The organism is Rothia sp. P6271 (genome assembly GCF_048512995.1).
Lineage (GTDB): Bacteria > Actinomycetota > Actinomycetes > Actinomycetales > Micrococcaceae > Rothia.
Genome location: NZ_JBLXXV010000006.1, coordinates 39,541 through 65,123, shown reverse-complemented (window position 1 = coordinate 65,123; position 25,583 = coordinate 39,541). Strand labels below are relative to the sequence as shown.

General features: G+C 47.9%; 20 protein-coding genes and 2 riboswitches. Of the genes, 4 read left to right on the top strand and 16 right to left on the bottom strand.

The genetic code is table 11. The features are described from left to right. Positions 1–96: 96 nt before the first annotated feature. The 4 genes from ACN08X_RS05890 to ACN08X_RS05875 form a co-directional block, all read right to left on the bottom strand. A complete protein-coding gene (locus ACN08X_RS05890; protein WP_419108197.1) occupies positions 97–726 on the bottom strand; it encodes a hypothetical protein in 630 nt (209 codons plus the stop codon). Between the two features lie 94 nt (positions 727–820). Continuing rightward, positions 821–1,330, bottom strand: coding sequence for an asparaginase domain-containing protein (locus ACN08X_RS05885; protein WP_419108196.1), 510 nt, complete (start codon positions 1,328–1,330; stop codon positions 821–823). A 108-nt stretch (positions 1,331–1,438) separates the two neighbouring features. Next, positions 1,439–2,017 (bottom strand): NAD(P)H-dependent oxidoreductase, encoded by a 579-nt coding sequence (locus ACN08X_RS05880; RefSeq protein ID WP_419107095.1) that lies wholly within the window; start codon positions 2,015–2,017, stop codon positions 1,439–1,441. A 104-nt stretch (positions 2,018–2,121) separates the two neighbouring features. Beyond that, the gene (locus ACN08X_RS05875) at positions 2,122–3,873 is read right to left on the bottom strand and encodes an ABC transporter ATP-binding protein (RefSeq protein WP_419102312.1); all 1,752 of its coding nucleotides are present in this window, start codon (positions 3,871–3,873) and stop codon (positions 2,122–2,124) included. 97 nt (positions 3,874–3,970) lie between these two features. Here ACN08X_RS05875 and ACN08X_RS05870 point away from each other — a divergent pair, with 97 nt between their 5' ends. After that, positions 3,971–4,594, top strand: a complete 624-nt coding sequence (locus ACN08X_RS05870) for a hypothetical protein (RefSeq protein ID WP_419102311.1) — start codon at positions 3,971–3,973, stop codon at positions 4,592–4,594. A 64-nt stretch (positions 4,595–4,658) separates the two neighbouring features. On the opposite strand, the gene ACN08X_RS05865 is transcribed toward ACN08X_RS05870, so the two are convergent. The 4 genes from ACN08X_RS05865 to ACN08X_RS05850 form a co-directional block, all read right to left on the bottom strand. Further along, positions 4,659–5,819: an ABC transporter permease gene (locus ACN08X_RS05865; RefSeq protein ID WP_419102310.1), complete on the bottom strand. Its 1,161-nt coding sequence runs from the start codon at positions 5,817–5,819 to the stop codon at positions 4,659–4,661. After that, positions 5,816–7,348, bottom strand: coding sequence for an ABC transporter permease (locus ACN08X_RS05860; protein ID WP_419102309.1), 1,533 nt, complete (start codon positions 7,346–7,348; stop codon positions 5,816–5,818). The genes ACN08X_RS05865 and ACN08X_RS05860 overlap by 4 nt, the downstream gene beginning before the upstream one ends. A gap of 166 nt (positions 7,349–7,514) precedes the next feature. Next, positions 7,515–9,263 carry an ABC transporter family substrate-binding protein gene (locus ACN08X_RS05855; RefSeq protein ID WP_419102308.1) on the bottom strand — a complete coding sequence of 583 codons (1,749 nt, stop codon included), beginning with the start codon at positions 9,261–9,263 and terminating at the stop codon, positions 7,515–7,517. A 458-nt stretch (positions 9,264–9,721) separates the two neighbouring features. Then, a complete protein-coding gene (locus ACN08X_RS05850; protein WP_419108195.1) occupies positions 9,722–10,681 on the bottom strand; it encodes a phosphoglycerate dehydrogenase in 960 nt (319 codons plus the stop codon). A gap of 196 nt (positions 10,682–10,877) precedes the next feature. Here ACN08X_RS05850 and cls point away from each other — a divergent pair, with 196 nt between their 5' ends. Continuing rightward, a complete protein-coding gene (gene cls, locus ACN08X_RS05845; RefSeq protein WP_419102306.1) occupies positions 10,878–12,377 on the top strand; it encodes a cardiolipin synthase in 1,500 nt (499 codons plus the stop codon). A gap of 79 nt (positions 12,378–12,456) precedes the next feature. On the opposite strand, the gene ACN08X_RS05840 is transcribed toward cls, so the two are convergent. Next, a complete protein-coding gene (locus tag ACN08X_RS05840; RefSeq protein ID WP_419108194.1) occupies positions 12,457–13,953 on the bottom strand; it encodes an LLM class flavin-dependent oxidoreductase in 1,497 nt (498 codons plus the stop codon). A 99-nt stretch (positions 13,954–14,052) separates the two neighbouring features. Beyond that, a riboswitch (SAM riboswitch) is annotated at positions 14,053–14,165 on the bottom strand. 175 nt (positions 14,166–14,340) lie between these two features. Then, positions 14,341–14,429: riboswitch (SAM riboswitch) on the top strand. A 5-nt stretch (positions 14,430–14,434) separates the two neighbouring features. Between ACN08X_RS05840 and ACN08X_RS05835 the strand changes: the two genes are divergently transcribed. Then, positions 14,435–16,543, top strand: a complete 2,109-nt coding sequence (locus tag ACN08X_RS05835; protein WP_419108221.1) for an AMP-binding protein — start codon at positions 14,435–14,437, stop codon at positions 16,541–16,543. Positions 16,544–16,830: 287 nt separating this feature from the next. Further along, entirely contained in the window at positions 16,831–17,604 is a 774-nt protein-coding gene (locus ACN08X_RS05830) for a trimeric intracellular cation channel family protein (RefSeq protein WP_419108193.1), read from the top strand. A gap of 111 nt (positions 17,605–17,715) precedes the next feature. Here the strand turns inward: ACN08X_RS05830 and ACN08X_RS05825 are convergent, their stop codons facing one another. The 7 genes from ACN08X_RS05825 to ACN08X_RS05795 form a co-directional block, all read right to left on the bottom strand. Continuing rightward, positions 17,716–19,344, bottom strand: a complete 1,629-nt coding sequence (locus ACN08X_RS05825; RefSeq protein ID WP_419102302.1) for a glycerophosphodiester phosphodiesterase — start codon at positions 19,342–19,344, stop codon at positions 17,716–17,718. 724 nt (positions 19,345–20,068) lie between these two features. Next, positions 20,069–20,572, bottom strand: a complete 504-nt coding sequence (locus ACN08X_RS05820; protein WP_419102301.1) for a CoA-binding protein — start codon at positions 20,570–20,572, stop codon at positions 20,069–20,071. After that, positions 20,572–21,948 carry an O-acetylhomoserine aminocarboxypropyltransferase/cysteine synthase family protein gene (locus ACN08X_RS05815; RefSeq protein WP_419102300.1) on the bottom strand — a complete coding sequence of 459 codons (1,377 nt, stop codon included), beginning with the start codon at positions 21,946–21,948 and terminating at the stop codon, positions 20,572–20,574. The genes ACN08X_RS05820 and ACN08X_RS05815 overlap by 1 nt, the downstream gene beginning before the upstream one ends. Positions 21,949–22,119: 171 nt before the next feature. Beyond that, complete coding sequence (locus ACN08X_RS05810) at positions 22,120–22,869, bottom strand: amino acid ABC transporter ATP-binding protein (RefSeq protein ID WP_419108192.1); 750 nt, start codon at positions 22,867–22,869, stop codon at positions 22,120–22,122. Next, positions 22,862–23,536 carry an amino acid ABC transporter permease gene (locus ACN08X_RS05805; protein ID WP_419102298.1) on the bottom strand — a complete coding sequence of 225 codons (675 nt, stop codon included), beginning with the start codon at positions 23,534–23,536 and terminating at the stop codon, positions 22,862–22,864. The genes ACN08X_RS05810 and ACN08X_RS05805 overlap by 8 nt, the downstream gene beginning before the upstream one ends. Positions 23,537–23,539: 3 nt before the next feature. Then, on the bottom strand, positions 23,540–24,355 hold the full coding sequence (locus ACN08X_RS05800; RefSeq protein ID WP_419108191.1) for a transporter substrate-binding domain-containing protein: 816 nt from the start codon (positions 24,353–24,355) through the stop codon (positions 23,540–23,542). 47 nt (positions 24,356–24,402) lie between these two features. Beyond that, positions 24,403–25,536: a trans-sulfuration enzyme family protein gene (locus ACN08X_RS05795; protein ID WP_419108190.1), complete on the bottom strand. Its 1,134-nt coding sequence runs from the start codon at positions 25,534–25,536 to the stop codon at positions 24,403–24,405. Positions 25,537–25,583: the final 47 nt, after the last annotated feature.

Sequence of the window (25,583 nt, the reverse complement as noted above, 5' to 3'; positions counted from 1 at the left end):
GTTGGGGAGCCCACATTTTTAGCTACTCTTTAGGTTACCCTATAAGACAAAAGAGAGGACAGACATGTCTGACCCATGTCTGTCCTATCGTAGAAGCTATCTAGCAAACATTTGCTGCCGTTTATAGATGGCTGTTTCTGTAAAGAAAGCATGAGATTTAGGCATCCATAATGCAACGATAATGACGATAGAAGTAATAAATACTAAGACCTGAATGACGGTGTCGAAAGGTCCGGCGCTTGTTGTGTCGGGAAATTCTGATAGGAACGGTTGCAATATGCTTAAGAAGAATAGTCCAACCAGAGACGTAAAAATGCTAAGACCAGAGATCACCGTCATGACGATTCGTGCCCAACTAGTGCCTTTAGCGATGAGAATAGCAAGAAGAATATAGAAACCTAGAATTGCGAGGCTAAAGACGACTCCGACAAGTTTGGCAGCAAACTCTAGCGTTTCATCACCAATTTCGGTATCTGCTGAGGTGAAGAAGAGAGTGTAGATATTGGAGATGAGATAGAACCCCACCAGAACGTAAATAGCGGATGCCGCAATTTTAATGGTTTGTGGAGTTACGGGTTTTGTTCGTTCTTGCCCACCGGTATACCCCATGTATTGAGAGTATGGGATGGGTTGTTGCCCAGCATAGGGTTGGGAGGCTTGTGGTGTGTACTGAGGTGTTTGGTAATTCCCCTCAGTGCGAGGGGTATAACCGTTATTTTCTGTCATCGTTGTCTTACCCTTCACAGAGTTTTATGGTGCCTATCTCATACTATCTCAGCTAGTATCAGTGTGCACTCATGAGTTTTCAGGTACCGGATTTCTACTGGTCAGAGACGAAGATTCCGCGTGAGCGGTCTTTGTGTACTTCTTCTGCGGAGAAGACTTTTCCGCTCATGCAGATGTAGACTCCGGGGCTCAGTAGATTCATTGCACCCACTGCCATACCGAAGTTAAAGCCTGCATCAGAACTGCGCATAGAAGCTGGTTGCATGGCACCGCATAGGACAATGACTTTGTTCTCTCTTTGCGCATATTGGTGGATGTATCGTGCGGTCTCTGGCATGGTGTCGGTGCCATGAGTAATGATGATGTGGTTATCAGCAACTTTTTCAAGAGCATTCACGAGTACCGCACGATGTGAGTCTTCCATGTCGAGTGAGTCAAGACGGAGTACGGATTCAAGAGTGAATTCGATGTCGGTCAGTACCGGCGCTAATAGTTGTGGGACGGAAGGGTCCCCGATCTCTAGTTCGCCTTGGAGGGAATACACCTTGTCAATGGTTCCTCCGGTGGCAAGAACAGTAATCCTGTCGATTTTATTGATGGTCATAAGGTTTGTTCATCTCCTTGAGATATGTCTTTGTTGGTGGCCTCTGCACAGAGTGTAGCGAAGGCAGTGACTATGATTCTATAGCTAAAACTTAGTGCTATTTGTGTTCTATGAGGTGGCGGTTGAGTTCAATAACCGTAGTTTTTCAGAGAGTTCTGCGGTGGCTCGTTCAATACGGCTATTTGTGCGGTGCGAGTCTTCCGCTGAGGGGTTGAGCGAAGTGTTCGTTGTGTAGATTCCGGTAGGTACAAGGTCAGCTTGAAGGTATCTGAATAGCGGTATGAGGCTGTACTCAACCATGAGTGAGTGTTTCCAGCTTCCTCCCACCGCAGCAACGATGGTTGGGGTTCGAGCAATGTCACCGAGTTCGGTCATATCCCAGAACATTTTGAAAAGACCAGAATAGCTGGCGTTAAAGACTGGTGTAATAGCGATAATAGCCGAGGCTGAGCGGACTCTTTCAAGCGCTTCTGCTAGGTCATCTGAGGGGAATCCATCTGAGATGAAGTCTGCCATGTCCATGGCATATTGGCCTAGGTATAGTTCATGAAACTCTCGTGAACGAGCATGATGCTCGTGTTCTGTGGTGAGGCCTTGACGTATTTTTTCTGCGAGCATCGCTGAAGCAGAATGACGTGACCCGGAGCCGATAACGATAAGGATTTTTTCTGTACTACGCACAACCATAGACACTATCCTAAGTCTCTATTGTGTGTAATGGCTCAAAGAATACGCAATCGGGGGTGCGCACCGTATCAAAGATGCACACCCCCGTTTGTGTCACTGCAATGTTAGATAGTATCGCCAGTTTCTTCTAAGAGACGCTGACGAAGCTCTCGACGTTGAGCTTGAGCGTCAGGGTCTGGTAGAGGAACAGCAGCCAGCAGACGCTGAGTGTATGCTTCACGTGGGTGACGAAGAATCTGCTCACGAGAACCTTGCTCTACGATTTCGCCACGACGCATAACGCAAATACGGTCTGCAAGAGCGTCAATGACAGCAAGGTCGTGAGTGACGAATAGGCAGGCGAAGCCCATTTCTGCTTGAAGTTCTTGGAAGAGCTCCAGTACGCGTGCCTGAACTGAAACGTCAAGAGCAGAAGTCGGCTCATCTGCAATGAGCAGTTTGGGTTTTAAGGAGAGTGCACGCGCGATACCAACACGCTGTTTCTGACCTCCAGAAAGTTCGTGTGGGTAACGGTTACGGTATGAACGAGGCAACTCAACACGGTCGAGGAGCGCTTCAATACGTTTTTGTAATTCAGCGCCTTTAGCAACACCTGCCAGTTGCATGGGTTCACCGATGGATTCGCCAATGGGCAAACGTGGGTTCAAAGAAGATGAAGGGTCTTGGAAGACCATACCAACTTCGCGACGGACCTTAGCAAGCTGAGCACGGGTTGGTTTGGTGATATCTTCACCGTTGACGGTAAGTTTTCCTTCTGCAACGTCCAAGAATCCGACGGTTGCACGACCAATCGTAGATTTGCCGGAGCCTGATTCACCAACAAGACCGACGACTTCTCCAGCATGAACGGTAAGATTTGCGTTAGAAACCGCACGGAACGGTCCAACGCGTCCTTGCTTTGGGTATTCCAAAGAGACATTCTCAAGGCTGAGGATGACTTCACCGGTAGGTTGAGGAGCAACTTTTTCGAGCACCTCTGTTGCTGGGCGAATCTGTTCGGCGGCGTCGTCGATAGCTTCATTGACGTCAATTTCGTTACCGCCAAGGTGTAGCACAGCATCCAAAAGTGCCTGAGTGTATTCATGTTGAGGGTTATTGAACACCTCATGGATTTCGCCTGACTCAACGATGACACCACGACGCATCACAGCAACACGGTCAGCGAGGTCTGCAACAACACCCATATCGTGAGTAATCAAGATAATTGCTGAGTGAAGTTTTTTCTGCAGGTTGCGCATGAGCTGAAGAATTTCTGCTTGGACTGTTACGTCAAGAGCAGTTGTCGGCTCATCTGCAATCAGAAGTTTAGGGTCGGTCGAGAGCGATTGCGCAATCATGGCACGTTGACGCTGACCACCAGACATCTGGTGAGGATAGGAGTTAAATGCTTTGACGGGGTCTGGCATTTCTACCATTTCAAGCATTTTGAGTGCTTCAGCTTTTGCTTCAGCAGGAGAGATGTCCTTGTGAAGACGTAGAGTTTCGACGATTTGGTCGCCGACGGTCATGACGGGGTTCATCGCTGTCATCGGTTCTTGGAAGATGACGGCGATGTCGTTACCGCGAACGCTTAGTAGTTCACCGTTGCTCAGCCCAATGAGTTCACGACCATTGAGTTTAACGGAACCGGTGACTTTGGCATTTTTTGGGAGCAGCCCAATCATGCCCATTGAGGAAACAGATTTACCGGAGCCGGATTCACCAACGATGGCGAGGACTTCTCCGGGGTGAACCTCATAGTTGAGGTTCATGGCAGCAGGAACCCATTGTTTATCGACACCGAAGTCTACGGAGAGGTCTCGGACGACGAGGACAGGCTCACTGCCTTGACGTGTTGTAGCTGGCTGTGTAGTCATTGGTACTATCCCAACTGTAAAAAAATTTATGGTGTTCTAAAGCGGCAGATCAAAAAGATCAGAACGAAAGCTGAATAAGAATGAGAAGATAGCCTGTATGGCTTCACAATATTTGCACCAACCACCGGTAGTTATTCGTTCTAAGATGTCGTACGTTTATCTAGCTATTGCTATTTTTGGTGCGTTGAGCATCTTAGCTGCTTGGACAATGACTGGACGAACAGACCTTTTAGTTCGTTCTATCCTGCCTCTGTTCTTTGCTGTCTATGCTACCTGGTATGTGATGTACTACCCCAAAGTGGTTATCGATGTGGAAGATGTTGTGGTAGTTAATCCCTTTGTGACTCACCGCGTTAACTACTCTTGCCTTATCGATGTTTCTACACGCTATGCGCTGACTCTCGTCACCGCTGAAAAAAGTTACTCTTCCTTTGCCGTAAGTGGTTCTGGAATGGCTCATTCTTTCAAAGCTCATCGTTCGGAGTCACAAGGATTGCCCGCCATTACTCCCCAACAAGACGGGGCGATTCGTCCTAGTGACTTACCTTCGACTCTCTCTGGCGCTACTGCACGTATGATTCGTGGGTATTGGCAAGAGCTTGTCGAAGATGGTGCGCTCGAACAGGTAGAACCTGTAGCTTCTAGCGTTCGTGATACCCGCGGAATCATCATCATATGTATTCTTGGGGGTCTCACGCTTATTCAGCTGTTCACTCTGTAATTATCAATTCTCACGCCGTTGGTGGTTAGCTCAGGTGTTTTTATCTGAGCTAACCACGAGGCGTCTAGTTATCTCGTGTTTCTTTACGGATAACTTCTTGGTCGTGTTCACGGGTCTCGTCGTCTGAGAGAGGACCAGAACCTTGGAATCCGCCTGATTGCATTTGCAAGGATTCTCCAGCAATACCCAAACCGTTTTCGGCTGAGTGCGCTACACGCTCTTTAGCTTTGCGTGGATTGAATTTCTTTTGACGCGGGTCAAAGGCATCGCGTAGGCCGTCGCCAATGAAGTTGATGCACAAAGAAATTGCGAGAATAAACAAGCCGGGGAACCAGAAGAGCCATGGGCGGGTTGCAAAAGCAGTTTGGTTCTCGGAGATAAGGCTACCTAGGGACCAGTCAGGTGCTTTAACGCCGAAGCCCAAGAAGCTCAAAGCGGTTTCGGTCAGAATTGCTGAGGACATCAGCAAGGAGATGTTTACGGTAATAACGCCGACAGTGTTAGGCAGGATGTGTTTGAAGATAATACGAGTATCAGAAGCACCTGCTAGACGTGCAGCATCCACGAACTCACGTTCTCGCAAGGACAGAAACTCTGCACGGACAAGACGGGCAAGAGAGCTCCAGAAGAAGAAGCCGACAACCACGCCTAAGGCGATGATTGCGGTTCGTCCATTGAAGTGGGTTCCTGCAATTTTACCGAGCACTGCGCTGATGAGCAGAAGCGGAATGATAATGATGACGTCGGTAAAGCGCATGATAATGGCTTCAACCCAACCACGATAGTAACCGGCGAGTCCGCCAAGCACTACACCGATAACACCAGCAAGGATGCTAATAATCATCACAACAAGGAAGGTGTTTTGGATGCCACGCATCGTCATTGCGAAAAGGTCGCGGCCGGTGGCGTCCTGACCGAACCAATGTTCGGAGCTAGGAGCTGCACCATTGACGATAGGGTGCATGTCGGTGTATCCGGTATTCCACCATCCGGGGATTGGCCCGATTCCAAGTGAAGACCAAGAAAGGAGCAAGATGCCGATAATGATGATGAGTGAAACGACAGCGCCGGTGTTACCAAAGAAGCGTTTACGAACAATTTGTCCCTGAGTTTTTCCCAAGGTTTCGCGCTGGGTGATGTCGATGCTTGCCTCAACTTCGCGTAGTGCTGCAGTTTCGGTTGTCGGTTCTTTACCAGCATTAAAATCAACGTTTTTAGTTGTCATGCTTTCACCCTTACTCGCGGGTCGAGGATTGAGTAGACGAGGTCTGCAATGAGGTTGAAGACAAGCGCCATAATTGCGGTCACGATGAATACGCCCATGACGGGGTTAGGGTCGACTTGAGCAAGACCGTCAAGGAATAGTGTTCCCATACCTTTGAACGCGAAGATACGTTCGGTAATTGCTGCGCCACCGATGATAGAGCCGAAGTCCAAGGCAACGATGGTTGCTAGAGGAATGAGCGCATTCCGGAAAGCGTGCTTCATGACAACGCCACGTTCGGAAACACCTTTAGCACGTGCTGTGCGGATATAGTCTTGGTTCATGATTTCGAGCATGGATGCACGAGAGTAGCGAGAGTAGCTTGCTAACGAGATGAGCGTTAATGCAACGGTCGGAAGCAAGATGTGCGTCATGGTATCGAGGTTAAGAATCCAGAAGTCACCGGTAAGGTTTGCGGTTGACGCATTTGCGGTGGGAATGGGGCGTCCACGGATACGGGAGTTACTGATGTAGTCCGGCCATGCTTGCATGAAGCGGTCTGTGAAGATTAACAGTGCCATGAGGAAGGCGGTTAGTCCGCCGACTCGCATATTTTGTCCGCGGTCGTATCCGCCAGCGACAAAGCCGAATCCGACACCGAGCAAGGTAAAGCACACGGCGATGATGAAGACCATCAAGAATGTTGCTTGGTTGAGAAGTGTCTGAAGCGGGAAGTAAACGATAAGTCCTAGTGCTACTGCTGCAATACCGCTATAGAGGGCACGGCGGTTTCTAATGCCGGAGACAAGAATTGTCATAACGTATGCGCAGAGTAGTCCAAGTACTGCTAGGAATGGAATGCCTAGTCCGGGGTGTAAGAACCAGTCGGTTACGGAGACGAAGAAAATAATGCCAAAAGTCAGTACGGCGCCGAAAAGACCGAGGCTGATTCGTGTTTTGGGTTTTCCGTAGGAAGCTGAGTACCAGAAGAGTCCGGCAACGAGAGAGATGAGCAGGTTACTCATCAAAGATACTTGCGGATTGGCGAGGAAGTCGTTGAAGCCAATCGCGAGGATTTCTTTGAGCAATACTGCAATCCAGAAAGATGGCAAGGAGAAGAACAGGAAGCTTGCAAAAGTGATGGTGTAGTCAAGCCCTGAGTACTGACGTAATGCTGAAACGATACCTAGGCTAATACCGATGAGAATTGCTAGAACGGTGGCAGCAAGAACCAAAATCAGTGTTTGGTAGATAGCGTTTGAGAGTAACTGTGTAACAGGCGTACCTGAGAGGTTTGTTCCAAAGTCGCATTGTCCGATAAGGCACTTGGATACGCCAGTAATCCATAGGACGTAACGAACGGGGATTGGTTTATCTAAGTTCAGCGCTTCAGTGCGCTGAGCGATAAGAAGGTCTTTATTAGGGCTATTGCTGGTACGTAGCTCTGCCAGAGGATCGCCAGACAGAGCAGTGAGTGTAAAGACTAGGAAGGAAGCGGCAAGTAGGATAAAGACCGCTGTTATTAGTCTCCTCACGGTATAGGTCAACATGATGATTTCCTGAAGGGGTGAGTCAATGTGGGGAGAGTTTTAAAAAAATAAATAAACGTACGGCGTGGATGCCCAAGAAGATGAGCATCCACGCCGCCGTTGGCGTATAGCACTCAGTGCTAAGCGCTATACAAAGAACGCTGCACCTAGATAAGATGAGCCGTTGTTACTTGATGTCCCAATCAGCTGCGTTCCAGGTAGCAGGGTACTGACCTGGCTTAGGCTCAATACCGGTGATGGACTTGTTGTAAGCAACGAGGCTTGGGCTCTGGAAGAGAGGTAGGCCGTAACCGTCCTTGAAGAGCTCACCATCAGCTTGGATAGTAACCTTTTCAATTTCGCCCTTATCAACAGTGCTCATAACCTTCTTAGCATCTTCGTCAACGGTTGCATTGGAGTAACCGGTGAAGTTAGATCCGCCGTCGGTTGCGAAAATCTGTCCGAGGGATTCGTGTCCGACGCCAGGGGAAACCCAACCGAAGATAGAAGCATCGTAGTAGCCTTCTTTACCCTTGGAAAGTTCGCTAGCCCACTGCTCAGAGCCGAGAGATTCAACCTTGAAGCCTGCCTTACCAGCTGCTTCTTTAATCATCTGGAAGGTATTTTCACGGTTGCTGTTCTTGTTGTTGTAAAGAATCTTCACGGTAGGTGTTGCACCATTGAGAAGTTCTTTAGCCTTAGCAATATTTGCTTCAGGGTCAGTAATGGGGTAATCGCTGGAGTTGTTCTGCTTCACAGCATCTTCATAGACCTTACCCTGTGATACAACGAATAGTTCAGAGTTGAGAACGACTGCATCTGGCTGCATCGGTTTGATGAGCTTGTCGACAACATCCTGACGAGGAATGGTGAGCAAGAATGCTTTACGAACGTTCTCATCTTTGAAGACCTCAGAGTGGAAGTTCAAATCGAGGTGATCGTAGGAAAGGTCTGGTGCAACGTGAGTTTCTGCGTTGTCCAAAGCCTTAGCCTGAGAAACAGTATCGATAGATGCCTGAGGATTAATGACGTCTACGTCGCCGTTCTTCAATGCCTGAATCTGAGCTGCCGCATCAGGAAGAATTTTAAGGGTAATTTCAGAAATCTTAGGCTTGTTAGGGCCTTGATACTTATCGTTAGCAACGAGAGTAACAGACTGGTTTTCGACAACAGCGTCAAGCTTGTATGGGCCGTTGCATACGATGAGGTCTTCGCTTGGCATGGTGGTGGTGTTGAAGCCGGTGTTCCATGCGTCTGCGATTTTACGTAGGTCTGCGTTTTCTTCGCCGGGCTTAGCGTTCTTGATAACCTCTACGAGCTTATCTTCGTCCATGCCTGCGAGCTTAGCTACGACGTGAGCGGGGGTAGCGATTAGGTCGTATGCAACCTCCCAGTCAGCAAACTTCTGTGGGTAGGTGAAGGTAATGGTCTTTCCGTTGTCAGAGAGAACGGGAACGCCAGCGTTGCCTAGACCAGCGGTGTCGCCAGCATAGGAGAAGTAGGTGAGGTCTTTTTCGGCGTCGTCGAAGTGTCCGGAAAGAACAGCCCATGCCAAGAGGAGGTCACCTTCACCGATTTCATTGCCGTCAGACCACTTCATGTCGTCTTTAACGGTGTACTTAACTTCCATGCCGTCGCCTTTATCGGATTCCTCGTAGGTTCCGAACCAGTCGTTATGTACAACCTCAAGCTTATTGTTGATGGAGTAGAAACCGGAGGTGGTCATGTTAGTAATCATGCCGTTGGTGTCGACGTTACCGTCAGCAGAATTGCTATTGAGGGAGCTGAAGGTGTTCACGATTGCCATTGAGACAGATTTTGAACCCTTATCCCCAGAAGATGAGCTTGCATTGTTTCCGGTGCTTGCACAAGAGGATAGTGCAAGAGCGGATACCGCTGCGAAGCCGATGATGGAGGATCTACGTGAAATGCGCATTCCTTCTCCTTTTTCAATATGAGATGTTGTGTGCGACTACCAGAGCTCATCGTAGATGAACGACAGGCAACCTAAGTGACTGGAAACACATGTAAGTTTCATTGTAAACAAAACTTAACCAGTTGTACATGAAGATACCCTAAAACGAATCTTTATTCATATGATGAGAAAAAGCTAAATAAAGGTAAAATTTTTATTACCAAACACAAGCAACCCTCTTTAATCCCAAATAATCAAATCAATAAATATCATTTGACTAGGTTTTATATGGGTTACATCAATAATTAGTTATTTTCTTCGTAAAAGATTTATGTTCTTTTTAAGTGCCGTTTAACACCCTCTCCAAGCCCAAAAAATAATATGGAATTAACATACAAACAGGCGTGGTGTACACATAGTGGACACTTAAAACACAGAAGCCGGCGAGAAAACACCCCGCCGGCTTCATACAGCAAGCCTTACATCTTATTACGATAATCAGCAGTTTCGCCACTAACCTCAGCACGCACAGCACAAAGATTATGCGCAATCAGCTCCTCAGGATTCACAGGACGTCCACCAGCCGAATGAGGAGTAATCACCAAATTCTTCGTACCCCATAGAGGAGAATCCGAAGGCAAAGGCTCTTGCTTCACCACATCAACCGCAGCACCAGCAATAGAACCGCTCTCCAACGCCGCAATCAACGCATCCTCATCAACAGTGACACCGCGACCAACATTCACCACAAATGCGCGAGAAGGCAACAACTCCAAACGCTGTTCGTTCAACGCATTCTCCGTCTCAGCAGCAGCCGGAAGAATCATCACCAAAATATCGGTCTGAGGCAAGTACTGTTCAATATCATCAACAGCAATCACAGGGAAACCAGATCGTTCACCAGCAGAACGCGCCACACCCTGCACCTGAGCGCCAAAGGCCTGAAATAAGCGGGCTGTGCTCTGACCGATAGATCCAAAACCCCAAATCAAAACACGAGCACCCAAAAGAGTTGTGACTTTATCCACAGGATGAAGCTCCTGAGGACCACCTAACTCCCCCGCCCAACGAGAATTATCTTGCTCCTCAGAGAGTAACGGCAAGAAACGCACAAAATTTAATGTCAAAGCCAGCGCATGCTCAGCAACGGTCAAAGAATGCAAGCCAATACCAGAACAGATAACCGCTTCATCACGGAAACCAGCCGCACGAGCCTGATCAGGTCCAGCAAGAAGAGCCTGAACCAACTTCACCTGAGATAAATTCTTCGCTGCATCTTGCAACTGTTCATTAGTATTACCCCAGCTAATCATGACATCGGCATCATAGTGCTCTGCAGGTAGAAGCTCAGTAGGGTCATAAGAAACTAGCGTATCTTCTGCCTGAAGACCAAGCTTCTGAGTGTCCAAAGGAATAATGGTAGGAGCAAGGATTTTCATATCAAATCTTCCATATCACGAGAAAATTAAACATGCCGTAAGGCACTCTTCTTAGATTATGTCTTAGAGCACACAGAATAAAAATATCAACACCCAAGTTACGACAAATACATCCACCCAACCAACACACATACCCCGAAGAAATATAAGAAAATACACTCTTCTAACCTGAAAAACTTTCTATAGAATAACTCTCGTGGACCCTCTTAACATCTTTGGACTAGCCCATCTACCTACGTGGTTAGCGTTAACACTCTTCATCCTCGATATCACCTTACGTATTATCGCAATCTGTTGGCTACCCTATAACCGCAAACCCGTGGTTGCTCTCGGCTGGCTCATGGCAATATTCCTCGTCCCATATATCGGGTTTGTTGCCTTCTTGCTCTTTGGATCTTCCCGACTACCACGACACCGAAGAATCCGACAACGCACTATTAACGACATGATGAAAGAGATACTCGCATCCAAAAATGCTGATGAAGAATCCCGTTCTGTCCTCGGAGCACATGGAGAACTCCCTGAACCAGCACGAGTAGCAGCGAACCTCAACTACAAACTCGGAGCGCTCCCCCTCGTCGGTGGCAACACTTTCACACTCATCAAAGATAACCACCAAGCTATCCGACAGATGACAGAAGAAATCAATCGGGCAGAACGATACGTACACTTCGAGTTTTATATTGCCGCCTACGACAACACCACCAAACCGCTATGGGATGCGCTTCTTGCAGCACACCAACGCGGAGTACTGGTCAAAATCATGATTGACCATTGGGGCTCTCGAAAATACCCCAATTGGAAAAAACTCTGCAAACTCCTTGACGACTCCGGAATCAATTGGCAACTCATGTTGCCCCTGAAACCATTCCAAGGTAAATGGCAACGACCAGACCTACGTAACCACCGCAAAATCGTCATTGTCGACGGACGCATCGCATTCTCCGGCTCACAAAACGCTATCGACCGTTCCTACAATCTACCTGCCAACCTCAAAAAAGGACTCGTCTGGCAAGACCTTACGTTCTCATGCACCGGCCCCGTTGTTGAAGAACTTAACGCCGTCTTCATCTCAGACTGGTACTCCGAAACACGAGAACTACCACTGAACGAAATCGAAACAGCTATTCCCCGTGTACACAGCGGAATGTTGGCACAAATTGTTCCATCGGGCCCCGGATTCGAAACGGAAAACAACCTACGCCTCATCAACTACCTCATTTACAATGCAGAACGACGCATCGTCGTCTGCTCCCCCTACTTCGTCCCAGAAGAAACACTCTTACAAGCACTCACCAATGCAGCACTATCAAAAATTGATGTCACCCTCATCGTCTGCGAAAAAGGAGACCAGTTCCTACCCAATATGGCTCAACGCTCCTACTACGAGAAACTTCTCCACGCCGGAGTCAACATCAAACAATATCCCGGGCCAACCGTATTGCACTCAAAATACATGTTTGTAGATGACCATCTCACCTTCATTGGATCATCAAACATGGATCCGCGCTCATTTGCGCTCAACCTCGAAGTATCCACCTTCATCGTCGATACAGGAATGGTTAAAGAGTTAGAAAGCATCTCTGAAGAATACATCTCTCAATGCAAAACCCTCCGATACGACGAATGGGTTGCCCGCCCCAACCGTATCAAGGTCGTAGAAAATATCTGTAGGCTCTGGTCATCGCTCCTTTAAAAGATTAGGGTTCTCTCTGATATACCCCCCACACCAAAGAGAACCCTAACATTGCGAATCATTACCAGAAGAAAAACTCTTATAAACGCTCTGCCTGATTCTGAGCCAAGCTCAAAAACTGACGGGCAGGAGTGTCAGCAGCATTAGGACCACCAGCAAAAGCGCCACGATATGCTGCCGCAGGATGACGCTCATTCACACGTGTATGCCCCACACCAAAAAGATTCTCACGTAATGTATTCCCCTCATACTCTGTGCGATACCGGCCACGCTTTTGAAGCTCAGGAACAACAAACTCCACAAAATCTTCAAAAGAGCCAGGAGATACATGGTAGGCAAGGTTGATACCATCTAAATCTCCCTCGTCAATCCAGCGCTCCAACTCATCGGCGACAGTCTGAGCAGAGCCAACAATTACATCACCCATACCACCGATAGCGCAATGACGAGCAATATCAGCACGAGTCCACTTCGTCGTCTGAGACTGCAAGGTAAAAGGTGTCAAAAAGGATTGAATGGATTCCGTCTTGACATACTCAAGAATCTCGTCCTCATCAAATAGTGAAAGATCAACACCAGACCAACCACCAATAATCCCTTGAGAAGACTCTATATCCACATATTTCAAATAATCCTGATACTTCTGCTGTGCTTTCTCGTCTGTCTCGTCAACTACCACCGAAAGCATGGCAAGAATCTTCACGTCATCACGACGCCGGCCGGCACGTTCAGCCTCATCACGGATACGAGAGGTCACATGCCTAGTCAAATCTGGACGTAACGCAGAAATGAAAATCGCCTCGGCATGTTTTCCAGAAAAAGCCTGACCGCGAGAAGACGCACCAGCCTGAAAAATCACGGGAGTACGCTGAACAGACGGCTCGGTCAAAGAAATTCCAGGAACTTGAAAATACTTGCCCTGATGCAAGATAGGATGAATTTTCTCAGGATCTGCAAAAATCCCGCGCTGACGGTCACGTAGCACCGCTCCGTCTTCCCAAGAGCCTTCCCACAACTTATAACAAACGTCGAGAAATTCGTCAGCAATTTCGTATCGTTCATCATGCTCAATCTGACCGGCAAGCCCCTGATTCTCTGCCGCAGATTGAAGATAAGAAGTCACCACGTTAAAACCAACACGACCACCCGTTAAATGATCTAACGTCGCATAAGAACGAGCCAAAGTATAAGGCTGGTTATACGTCACGGCAGCTGTCACTCCAAAACCAAGATGTTCCGTGACTGCTGCCATCGCCGAAATCTGTAAGAACGGGTCACCTACCGGTACCTGTGCACCATCACGAAGTACGGGTGCAACAGAATCCTTATATACGTCGTATACGCCCACCACATCAGCGATAAAGACCGCGTCAAAAAGCCCTTTTTCGCACACTTGAGCTAAATCTGTCCAATATTTAATGGTGTTATATTCATCGGCTCGCGAGCGCGGGTGACGCCATAAGCCGAAGCTTTGGTGGCTTGTTGTTGTCATATCAAACGCATTGACAACGATACGTTTTTTAGAAGAAGACGGTGTCGTAGTGGGTTGTTCTGTCGTGGCGGTATGAGTTGCCATAAGTTTTTTCCTTTGCGTTCTTAGAGGAGAGAGCCCTCCTCTATGAGGCGTGGCATGTCGAAAACCATATTTTTCGGTGTTGATATGCCCGACGCATAGGCGCCGTATTTGCCGTTGTGATTATTTTGAGCCGGATCTTCATCTGGGGCACCCCGCTACGGAAAGAGGGTTGCCGTCCAACGAGCCAGAGCTTGACGTTGGAACTCGTGATCGCTGGGTTTAGCTTATAAAAAGTTCTTCTTGGTACCCAAGAGCTTCAGTGTTTATTGCGGTGGGTGACGTTCGCTAAGGAATATGACTCTATGCAACGTGATGTGTTCATCTGCTGGCAATGGAAAGTAACGTCTAGATGAATGTGTACGGAAGGTATTACGGTAGAACTCGTCTAAACCATCCAGAGCGACTGAGAGACCTGGCTCTAAGACGTCGCAGCAACCTCGCTTATGCGGTGGTGCTAACGCCAGAAACGATGGGAGTATCGATGTCGTATTGTTCGTCTTTTTCTTATTCAGACCCTCGAAATCAGGTGCAGAATCCGGCAGATGTTTCGGATCAAGAACGTATTGATTTTTGGGCAAGGCAGGCGCGAGAACGTCTTAGTTGGGGGAAGCTATGGGATGAGGATAAAACGCATGAGTTTATTCCTCCTCGTTTAGTAGACGTTCGTGAAGATGGTGTTCAAGAATTTTCTGTTCCAACGATTAAGTGGTTTGAGGGTGGTCAGCTCAACGTTGCCTATAACTGTGTGGATAGGCATGTAGAGCAAGGTTTTGGCGACAAGGTTGCGCTTTTCTTTGAGGGTGAACCTGGTGATCGTGAAGCTATCACTTATGCTCAGCTGCAACGCCGTGTGGCTCAGGCGGCACATGGTTTAGAGCGTTTGGGTGTGGTTAAGGGTGATCGTGTTGTTGTTTATTTGCCGGTGATTCCTGAAACTATTATTTTTGCTCTTGCCTGTGCGCGTATTGGGGCGATTCATTCTCTTGTTTTTGGCGGTTTTTCGGCGGAGGCTTTGAAGTTTCGGGTAGAGGATACTGGTGCCAAGGTATTAATTACAACTGATGGTCAGAATCGTCGGGGTAAGGTTGTTCCGGTCAAGTCGATAGCGGATGAGGCGTGTTCGTCTGAGAATAATATTGAGCATGTGGTGGTGGTGAACCGTACCTCAGCTACCGAGCAGGAAAGACAGAGTGTTCCGTGGTGTTTGGGGCGAGATGTTTGGTATCACGATTTGATTGAGGGTGTTCCAGATACGCATGATTACCCATTGCATGATGCTGAAGATCCGTTATTTATTATTTATACGTCGGGGACAACGGGCCAACCTAAGGGTCTTGTTCATACTATGGGCGGGTATTTGACGCAGACGGCGTATTCTCATGCGTTACTTTATGATTTGTTGCCTGATGTTGTTGACGCTGATGGTGTGCTTCGTCCTGATGAGTTAGCTACTCGTAATGATCGGCAAAAAGTTGCGGATACTGTTCATTGGTGTACAGCCGATTTGGCGTGGGTGACAGCTCATACTTATGAGATATATGGGCCGTTGGTCAATGGCGTAAGTCAAGTAATTTTTGAAGGTACACCTGATACTCCTACTTTTGAACGGCATTTTGAAGTGATTGAACGCTATGGTGTCACAAACTATTACACGGCGCCAACGTTGATTCGTTCGTTGATGGGGGCTTTCCCGCATGGCCCAGAGTCGGGAAAATATGATTTTTCGTCGGTTCGTCTTTTGGGTTCTGTGGGTGAGTCGATTAATCCACAAGCTTGGTATTGGTTACGTGAGCATATTGGTTCTGGTCGTGCTTCCTTTATTGATACGTGGTGGCAGTCTGAGACAGGTTCAACGATCTGTTCTCCTCGTCCGCATGATCCTCAGTTTGCGCCTGAGGGGACTTTTGAGCAGGGTACTCCAGGTATAGCTGTCAAACCAGGTTGTGCTACTCGTGCTATTCCGGGGGTTTCTGTGCGTGTTGTTGATGAGCACGGTGAGCCGGTTCAGACGGGGGCTCAAGGGTTCATTGTGGTTGATAAAGTGGGCCCGTCGATGGCTCGTACTGTGTGGAAAAATCCTCAGCGTTATCTTGATTCTTATTGGAGACATTATGGGGAGCGTGGCTGGTTTTTGGCTGGAGATGGCGCAAAGCAAGATGAGGACGGGGATATTTATATTCTGGGCAGGATTGATGATGTTATTAATATTTCGGGGCATCGTCTTTCGACGATTGAAATTGAGTCAGCTTTAGTGCGTCATGAGGCTGTGGTTGAGGCTGGTGTTTGTCCTGTTGAGGATGAGTTGACGGGGCATCAAGCAGTAGCTTTTGTGACACTTAGTGATGAGGGTAAGGCGTTGTCTTCTTCTGAGCTACGTGAAGTGTTGGAGTTGCATATTCGTTCTGAGATTGGCCCTATTGCAAAGCCTAAAGATGTGGTGGCGGTTGCTGAGATTCCTAAGACTCGTTCGGGGAAGATTACTCGTCGTTTGTTGTCTCAGTTGTATGAGGGGAAACCTCTAGGAGATACGTCGTCTTTACAAAATGATGAGGCGTTGCGGGATATCGCTCAGGTTTTGTCTTGCTCATAAGGGCAGGCAAAAATCATGGTTGTTTCAACAGTATCGAGATGTAAGTGTACTAATTCACTAACATCACATGATTATTTGCGTGGTTGGAGTCTTTCATCCTAAGAACCTCTATGCGAGATGCTCTCATCGAAGAATATCCTTACTATCCGCTTGTGAAAGGGCGGCTTACCGTGTGTGGTAAGCCGCCCTTTCGGACAATGCTACCTGTACTGATGGTCTGTACATGCTGTAGCATGTATCGGTATTTATTGAAGTCATTCTATCGATATGAAACGTCAGAAAGAGGCATGCGTATGCAGGTATGGGATCCAAGCGTGCTCTTTAGAGTGGTCGATGTAGCAGCAGTTGTTGCTAATGGTTTGCTCGGTGGCGCAGTTGCTCGCGCATTCCGCTTTGATGTTGTAGGTTTTATTCTCTTAGCGGTGCTCTCTGGTATGGGTGGAGGGCTAATCCGTGATGTTCTTCTTAACACTGGTTTACCTGTCGCATTGACTGATTCTGCGTATTGGGCGGGTGCTCTCATCTCAGCATTGTTAGCGTACTGTATTGATTTGGGGAGTCGTTGGGCTAACCGTGTTTTAGTTGTTGTGGATTTTCTGGGTATGGGTTGTTGGGCCGCTACAGGAACTATTAAATCTTTAGGTATTGGGCTTCATTGGCTTCCGGCTATTGCCCTTGGTGTGGTGACCGCGGTGGGCGGTGGCGTATTGCGAGATATGATGGTCAACCGTGTTCCAGCTATCTTGGGAGGTAATTCTCTCTATGCGACAGTAGCGGTTGTTGGCGCAGCAGAGACTGCTCTATGTACGACACTTTTTTCTTCTCCTAATATTGGGATGGGCATATCAATTATTTCGTGTCTAGTTTTTGGGCTTCTTGCGCACACGAGGCGTTGGCAGTTGCCGGAGCCTGTTAAGCTTTCTGTTCCTCGACCACGTTTCATACGTAAAAAACCTGAGACTCATACGATTGCTGGTGAAGGCTGGACGCCGGGGAATCCTCTTACCGAGAATTTAGAAGTTATTCCGATGAGCCAGGTCAAAAGAACATCACACAAGTAATGACATACCTGTTTTTAACGGTGATATATGCAGAACCCCGCAGCTAGTCTGCGGGGTTCTGCATAGGGTTGAGGCGTTGTGGGTGGTAAGAGGTTTTAACCGTCGATATCCCTAAATTTTGTAGGTGACGACGTTACTCAAAGCGAGAGCTCCGCCGTGTGCGGCATCTTGATAACGTCCAAAATGAACGTATGCTCCGCGATATGTCGTATCGGCGATGGGCGTAGAACGCGCCCCCGCAACATCAATAATGATGTTTGATGGTCGGACGATAATTTTGCCACGAATATCCTCACCTGCAACAAAAGGTGTACGAGGGCGCAAGGTTACTAGTGGTGTTAGGTGCGCTGATCCAGCGTCAACACGTAGCAGCTGAACGACATCTCCTGAAACGTATGCACCGTTTTCATCGATGACGGATGCACCGGGGCGAATAGCTACGATGTATCCGCCGCCACGAGAGTTTGTGGTATCGAATTTTGCGGCGATACCAAAGGCTGAATCGTCTTCTCGCCCGAAGGCAAGATAACCGTATTGCCATGTTGTTTGAGGGAGGGCGTCTTTCCACTGCATTGTGAAGTTGATGACGTAACTATCAGCGGTGGATGTGCGGTGAGCTAATGGGCCTAGAAGGATAGAGTCGTCATAGGCTTGTTGATGGACGAGTTCACCGTTTTCCCAGCGGGGTAGGTTCACAACGTCTTGTTGTCCAGCCGGTAGCATGCCGTGTAGCCGTCTGCCTTGTTCGAGGGCAAGGTTGGGGCTTGTTGTTCTTCCGCTGAGCCAGAAGGGGTCTGGCGACATGAATCCGCGAACACCTAGGGATGCAAAATGTTCTTGTACCCAACGACGGTGGGTTTCCCAGACGATAACGGGTTTTCCGAGATTGATAATTTGTGATATTTTTTCGTCGCTCATGGAGCTTTCAGTACGTCCAATGACGGTTTCGAAGAAGGGCACTCCCAGCATGTCGACGTTATCTGATGATGCTAATTGCGCAATGTCTTCGAAGGAATCGTGTGCGTCGAAGTAGCACCAGGTGGTGAATCCTGCTTCTTTTGCGTACCGAATGAAGCCGTTGTTGCCGTCGAATTCGCCTTTACCGTTGCGGAACATTTTAATGACGACTTGGTCTTGCATACCGCGGGCAGTTAGGAGTTCTAGCAGCTTGGGTTGACCGGCAGAGTCTTTAGCTTCAATGAAGAGAACAGCGGAGCCGCCTACGGATTGGTAGGGGCCGCCGGCTTCGGTTGCGAGGATGACGCCGAGGGCTTCTTCGAGGGTGGTGATGTGTACGAGGGGTGTGTTAGGTCCGAGGAAGTCTCTCATATCAATGAGAGGGCGTTTAACTTCGGCGAGGGTACTTGTGCTGACGTACCCTGTTTTTTCGGTGGTGGTGCGGCGTAGTGCGTTGTCGTGCATACAGACGAGTTCTCCATCGGCGGTGGTACGCACTGATATTTCTACAGCTTGAGCGCCTTTGAGGATGGCTTGTTGATAGGCGTAGGCGCTGTGTTCAGGGTTGACGTCTCCTGCCCCACGGTGGGCTATGACGAATTGTTCTTGTGAGAGGAACTGTTCAACGAGTGTTGGTTGTGGTTGTTCTTCTGCGGTGTGGTTCTGTTCTTCTGCGTAGGCTGTTGTTGTGGCGGCGCTGAGTCCGAGTGTTGTGGTGGCTCCGGCTACCCAGCGGAGTGCGGTTCGACGGGATAAGCCATGAGAATGTTGTGGTATCGACATGGAGACTTTCTAAAATATGAGGTTATAGGGCCCTTGGGTATAAGGGTAATGTGGTCAGTTAGTTTTTACCAGATACGGTATCTGGAAAGATTATTCTCTCAGATAATGTTCTTGATGAGTTTTATCTCGTGATGTTTTTCTAGTTCAGGTTCTTCCCTGATTATGGCAAGGATTCTTTTGAGGAAAACACAGAGTTACTTATTTGATTCTCAAAACTTTTTTATTTTACCAATAGTTTTCAAAGAAAAATTTTCAGTTTTAGAGTTGATCACGAAAGCTGTCAAAACTGAAACCACGATAATACATCGTGATACTTTAGACAACACTCTGCAAAAAAGTTTCACTATTTTAAAAATCTTTATTTTTGAGCTGACCTGCGACGTCATTGATTTAAAGTTCAATTAATAATGATATTCGTCATCGTGTCGAGATACTCTAGAGAACAATTACCGTATAATCTCTAACGTCAAATATTTAAATATTTGCGACCGCTTCTTGCGGTAATCATCTGTGGACATACCACGTATGAGAATCATTATAAGAATTATTCTCAGAGGTTTTCTTGGGGAAGAGAATCGGTAGTTCACATCTACGCAGGAAGGTGCTGACATACTTTGGGGAAGGTCATGTCAGCACCTTCCACCGCGTAAGAAACAACAAGCATAAAAGACTCATGCTCCTCAACGCAAGAAGGAACATGAGTCTTTTATGTATCTCAAGAAAACTATGCTGTTATTTGACGGCGTGAACTGACCACACCAGTATTAAAACCGGCAAGATGCAAACCCCCATGAAAACGGGCATGCTCAATTTTGATACACCGGTCCATCACGACATGCAATCCAGCCTGCTGGGCAATCTCGGCGGCTTCTTCATTCCACAAACCTAATTGCATCCACACGGTTTGAGCGCCAACCGCAATCGCTTCACGCACCACATCAGGAAGATCCTCATGGCGGCGAAAAATATCAACAATATCAGGAGCTTCAGGCAAATCCGCCAAAGTAGCATACACTTTCTGCCCTAACACCTGTTTCCCTTTCTGCGCTAACAGGGGGTTCACAAAAAAGAGCTGGTAATCGGCAGAAGAATTCAAATACGTTGCCACAAAATATGATGAGCGTGAAACTTTATCGCTCATACCGACAATAGCGACACTGCGACTACGACGAAGAATCCCTAAACGTTGCACAGCAGATGGTGCTTCCCACGTACGCTTCGTAGACATTAACGCACCTCCTGAGCAGAATTACCCTGTGATAATGATTCTTGGGTTCGCAGAATCTTTGCTCCATAATGGTCTTTACCCGTTGCGGCACTCAACGCCTGATCTAAGTCCCATACAATGTCATCAAGGTCTTCTAACCCCACAGAAATACGAATCAAATCCTCCCCTACCCCAGCAGCGTCAAGTTGCTCCGCGCTGAGCTGCTGATGAGTTGTTGATGCAGGATGCAATACAAGAGTTTTTGCATCACCAATATTCGCTAAATGTGAAGCTAACTGAAGATTCTCAATAAAGCGCGCACCAACTTCACGAGCAGAATCTTCAGCGCCTGCAACAACACCAAAGGAAAACACAGACCCAACCCCTAAAGGCAGAAGTTTCTGCGCCCTCTCATAATGAGGATGATGAGCAAGACCAGCATAATTGATATAGCGAATACGGGCGTCTTCATCAAGCCATTGAACAAGGCCTTGAGTGTTCTCCAGATGGGCGTCCATCCGCTGAGCTAAAGTTTCAACGCCTTGAAGCAAGTTAAATGCTGCTTGAGGACTTAAAGACGGGCCAAAGTCACGTAACTGTTCAGAACGCAGCTTCGTTAAGAATCCATATTCCCCAAAGTTGCCCCACCATGAGATGTTGTTATAAGAGGGAATTGGTTCTGTCATTGTAGGAAATTTTCCATTAGCCCAGTTGAAGCGGCCAGATTCCACCACAATACCGCCCAGAGTTGTCCCGTGACCACCAAGGAATTTCGTCATCGAATGAATCACAATATCTGCACCATGTTCTAGTGGACGAATTAGATACGGCGTTGAGAGCGTCGCATCCACCACCAAAGGAATGTTGTGAGAGTGTGCAATAGCGGCAAGACCTTCAAGGTCAGCTATCTCTCCAGAAGGATTAGCGACAACTTCGGTGTAGAGAGCCTTCGTTTCAGGGCGAATTGCATTCTCAAAATCTTGGGGGTCAGTTCCTGACACAAAAGTCGTATCAATACCGAATCTTCGCAAAGAGACATCAAGCTGAGTAATCGTCCCACCATATAGTTGAGAAGAGGCAACAATATGGTCTCCGCTTTGGCAAAGAGCCGCAAAGGTAATGAACTCGGCGGCCATTCCGGAAGCTGTGGCGACAGCTCCAAGACCACCTTCAAGAGAAGCGATACGTTCTTCTAAAGCAGCAACAGTAGGGTTTCCAAGACGTGAATAGATGTTGCCGTATTTTTGGAGAGAAAAAAGGTTGGCGGCATCTTGTGCGTCGTCAAAAACAAAAGAGCTTGTCTGATAAATCGGGACGGCGCGCGCCCCGTGGATCGCGTCAGGGGTAGCTCCGGCGTGGAGGGCACGAGTGCGAAAACCAAAGGTATGTTCAGCCACGGTATCTCCTCAAATGATGTAGTACTGACGGGTCAACCCGTCACAAGACGTACCCCTATCTTGGCTGATGCACATCAGCAATGCACCATCGTGACGGCACATTGCTGATATTGCGTTTTATTGAGTTTTTATCGTTAAAAGTTACGTTATAACCTCACACAGGAACATCATCTAGATGTGATAGTCCGTAGTGTCATAGATATTCAAGAACTTTTGAATACGCTCCGAACTTGAGTTGAAGAACCCAGATGGGGCTCCCTCGTACACTATTTCTCCTTGGTCTAAGAAAATAATACGGTCCGCAACTTTCTGAGCGAACGCCATATTATGGGTGACCACAACTAAAGAGCGGTTCTCTCTCGCCAAAGCAATCAGGACTCTAATCACTTCGGCTTCTAGTTCGGGATCTAGTGCACTTGTTGGTTCGTCAAAAAGTAGATAATCCGGATTTACGGCTAAGGCACGAGCAATGGCGACACGTTGCTGCTGACCTCCTGAAAGGTGGTCTGGGTACGCGTCCGCGCGATGTTTCATTCCTACTTTGTCGAGTAGTTCACTAGCAAGAGCTTCAGCTTTTTCAGCGCTCAGGGTGCCGTTGAGCACGGGAGCTAAAGCCACATTTTTGAGTGCGGTGTAATGAGCAAAAAGGTTGAATTGTTGAAAGACCATCGCAGAGTGTGACCGAATTCGGCGAATGTCTTCCGTCTCAAGATTTTTGCTCAGGCTGACCGTATCAGAACCGATTGTTAGCGTTCCTTCTTCTGGTGTTTCAAGAAGATTTAAGCAGCGTAGCAATGTTGATTTACCAGATCCAGAGGGGCCAAGAATTACGGTAGTTTCACCATCAGGCACATCGAAAGAGAGGTTTTTGAGGATGGTCTGTTCCCCGAAACTTTTTGAGATGTTTTTGACACTAAGCATGGGAACTCCTAATGTACCGGCTACTACGTTTTTCGAGGACTCTTTGCACCGCAGAAAGAGCGGTAAAGATTATGAGATATATCAGTGCAACCTCAACATACATTGCTAATGGTTCAAAGGTTCGTGCCGCTACTTGTTTTCCTGCTTGGAAAAGGTCAATCAAAGAGATGGTTGAAACAAGTGAAGTACCTTTTACTAAGTCAATGAGGTCATTACCTAATGGTGGTAAAGCAATACGTGTAGCTTGAGGAATAACAACATGTCGTAATGTTTGTTGACGTGTGAAGTTCAGCGTTTGTGCTGCTTCAAATTGTCCACGTGGGATAGATGCCACCGCTGCTCTAAATGTTTCTGCAACATAGGCGCCAGTATTTAGACTTAAGGCAACGATGGCTGCCGTCCACGGGTCAAAAGTGATTCCTATTTTAGGTAGACCATAAAAGATGAGGAATAGCTGAACAAGCAGCGGTGTCCCTCGAAAGAACCATACATATCCTCGTGACATCCATTGGAGAAGGAAGAAGCGATGTGTTCTTAGGGCGGTTGCCACCAGCCCAATCAGCAGTGCAAGGATGAAGGAAACAACTGCTAATGGGATGGTGACTTGAATGGTTGCGATGAGTAGTTGAGGTAAGGATTCTGTCCAGAGGTTTAAAAAGTGGTCCATAATTTATGAGTTTTTAGGGGTGAGGTCTATACCCACGTATTTTTCGTAGATGGCTTTAATGTCGCCGTTGGTGAGGTGACGTTCTAAGGAGTCGTCGATAGCTTTTTTGAGTTCTGGTTGATCCTTAGGCATGAGAATTGCAGCTTCTGAGGTTCCGCCGAGTTGCCCGTCAAGAAGTCGAATAGGTGCTTCGGGGTGCTGTTGTTTGTAGATTTGGAAGGTGACAGCATCATTACCGCAGCAGTCTACACGTCCGGAGAGGACTTGTTCGATAGCCTCGTCAAAGCCGGTGACGGTGACGATGCGCGCTCCGGCAGCTTCTAGGAGTGTACGGAAGTTTGAGGTTTCAGATGAGGCTGCGGTATGCCCTGGGATGTCAGAGATGTTGCGTAGTTCTGAAGAGTCAAGAACAGCTACTTTGCCTTCTGAACGAACATAGGGGGTAGAAAAGTCGTATTTTTTCTGTCGTTCTTCTGTTGGGGAAACATTGTTGATGACGATGTCGTAGCGGTCTGCGTCTACTCCTGCGATGAGCGAGTCCCAGAGCGATTCAACATATTCTGCTTTAACACCTAGGTCTTGGGCGATGAGGTCTCCGATTTCTTTTTCCATGCCGACGAGGTTTCCGGATTCATCGTGGTAATTCCAGGGGCGGTAGGTTCCTTCCATGCCGATGCGGATAGTGCCTCGTTCTTTAATCTGTTCCATACGGTTGGTTTTTTGTGCCGGTTGGGAGGATGAGCATGCGGAGAGTAATCCGGCTAGGCTGAGGGCTCCGGTCAGGGCGATGGCAGAGCGTCTGTTCAGGGTGTTTTTCATGGGTTATTCCTCACGGTGTTGTTGATTTTTATATGGGATAGAAATTTTTAGGATGCGTTGAGTGCTGTGGTGAAGTCCTCGAGCAGGTCTTCGTAATCTTCGATTCCTACGGCTACTCGGATAAGCCGTGGGTGCACTCCAAACATGTCAAGGTGTTCTTGGGTGTAAGCGCCTTGAGTCATTGTTGCAGGTAGACATACAAGAGATTCAATACCGCCAAGGCTTACAGCAAAGCTGAAGATGTTGAGGGCTTCGATGAATTTTTGCATATCGTGTCCTTCTGCAAGGATGAAGGAGAATACTGCGCCTTGGCCTTGTGCTTGTTGAGATTGAATTTTTGTTTCTTCTGCGCTTGCAGAGCCGGGGTAAAGGATACAGTCTACTGCGGGGTGTTTCTTGATGGCCTGAATGAGGCGTTGTGCGTTCTCTTGTTGGCGCTCTAGGCGTAGGCCGAGAGTTTTAACGTTTTGGAGTAGACGGTAGGAGTCTGCAGGTGGGAGTATTCCACCGAGAATGAGTTGTGCTTTGTGAAGTTCTTCAGCTAGCTCAGGGTTATTTGTTGAGGCGACTCCGCCGAGGAGGTCAGCATGTCCAGATAGGTATTTTGTGGCTGATTGTACGGTGATGTCGGCGCCGAGTTCGAGGGGTCGTTGCAGGTATGGGGTTAAGAAGGTGTTGTCGACGACGACGATGGCCCCGTTTCGGTGTGCAATCTGGCTGATACGTGTAATGTCGCTGACTTTGAGGGTGGGGTTTGTGGGTGTTTCGAGGAACACCATAGTGACGTTATCTGAAAAGTCTTCATCGGAGAGGGTCGTGAAGTCTGCAATAAATTTGACGTATGCTCCGCGTTTGGGAAGTTCTATGGTGGCAAAGCGGTAGTTTCCGCCGTAGCTGGGCATTCCCATCAGAAGTGTTTCGCCGTTGCGTACGAGTCCTAGTGCGGCGGAGCTTGCTCCCATTCCAGAGGAGTACACGTAGCTGTATTGTGCGTTTTCAAGTTGCGCCAATGTGGTTTCTACGGCGGTTCTGGTGGGGTTTGAACCGCGTTGGTATTCGTATTCTCCGGGTGTTCCGTCGCTAGGTTGTGTGAAGGTGGAGGCTAGATAGATAGGAGGAACTATGGCATTTTTTTCGAGGTTATGTACGGCATGTATTGCTCGTGTGGTGAACCCTGCCATGTTTTCTCCTGAGGTGTAGGCGTGCGTTATCGTTGTGAGAACAAGCC

Excerpts from the sequence above, each read along its gene's own strand:
- ACN08X_RS05835 (WP_419108221.1), top strand. The coding sequence starts at position 14,435 with ATGTCGTATTGTTCGTCTTTTTCTTATTCAGACCCTCGAAATCAGGTG.
- ACN08X_RS05870 (WP_419102311.1), top strand. The coding sequence starts at position 3,971 with ATGGCTTCACAATATTTGCACCAACCACCGGTAGTTATTCGTTCTAAG.
- ACN08X_RS05885 (WP_419108196.1), bottom strand. The coding sequence starts at position 1,330 with ATGACCATCAATAAAATCGACAGGATTACTGTTCTTGCCACCGGAGGA.
- ACN08X_RS05890 (WP_419108197.1), bottom strand. The coding sequence starts at position 726 with ATGACAGAAAATAACGGTTATACCCCTCGCACTGAGGGGAATTACCAA.
- ACN08X_RS05865 (WP_419102310.1), bottom strand. The coding sequence starts at position 5,819 with ATGACAACTAAAAACGTTGATTTTAATGCTGGTAAAGAACCGACAACC.
- ACN08X_RS05830 (WP_419108193.1), top strand. The coding sequence starts at position 16,831 with ATGCGTATGCAGGTATGGGATCCAAGCGTGCTCTTTAGAGTGGTCGAT.
- ACN08X_RS05850 (WP_419108195.1), bottom strand. The coding sequence starts at position 10,681 with ATGAAAATCCTTGCTCCTACCATTATTCCTTTGGACACTCAGAAGCTT.
- ACN08X_RS05860 (WP_419102309.1), bottom strand. The coding sequence starts at position 7,348 with ATGTTGACCTATACCGTGAGGAGACTAATAACAGCGGTCTTTATCCTA.
- ACN08X_RS05805 (WP_419102298.1), bottom strand. The coding sequence starts at position 23,536 with ATGGACCACTTTTTAAACCTCTGGACAGAATCCTTACCTCAACTACTC.
- ACN08X_RS05795 (WP_419108190.1), bottom strand. The coding sequence starts at position 25,536 with ATGGCAGGGTTCACCACACGAGCAATACATGCCGTACATAACCTCGAA.
- ACN08X_RS05875 (WP_419102312.1), bottom strand. The coding sequence starts at position 3,873 with ATGACTACACAGCCAGCTACAACACGTCAAGGCAGTGAGCCTGTCCTC.
- ACN08X_RS05820 (WP_419102301.1), bottom strand. The coding sequence starts at position 20,572 with ATGTCTACGAAGCGTACGTGGGAAGCACCATCTGCTGTGCAACGTTTA.
- ACN08X_RS05810 (WP_419108192.1), bottom strand. The coding sequence starts at position 22,869 with ATGCTTAGTGTCAAAAACATCTCAAAAAGTTTCGGGGAACAGACCATC.
- ACN08X_RS05825 (WP_419102302.1), bottom strand. The coding sequence starts at position 19,344 with ATGTCGATACCACAACATTCTCATGGCTTATCCCGTCGAACCGCACTC.
- ACN08X_RS05840 (WP_419108194.1), bottom strand. The coding sequence starts at position 13,953 with ATGGCAACTCATACCGCCACGACAGAACAACCCACTACGACACCGTCT.
- ACN08X_RS05855 (WP_419102308.1), bottom strand. The coding sequence starts at position 9,263 with ATGCGCATTTCACGTAGATCCTCCATCATCGGCTTCGCAGCGGTATCC.
- ACN08X_RS05800 (WP_419108191.1), bottom strand. The coding sequence starts at position 24,355 with ATGAAAAACACCCTGAACAGACGCTCTGCCATCGCCCTGACCGGAGCC.
- ACN08X_RS05880 (WP_419107095.1), bottom strand. The coding sequence starts at position 2,017 with ATGGTTGTGCGTAGTACAGAAAAAATCCTTATCGTTATCGGCTCCGGG.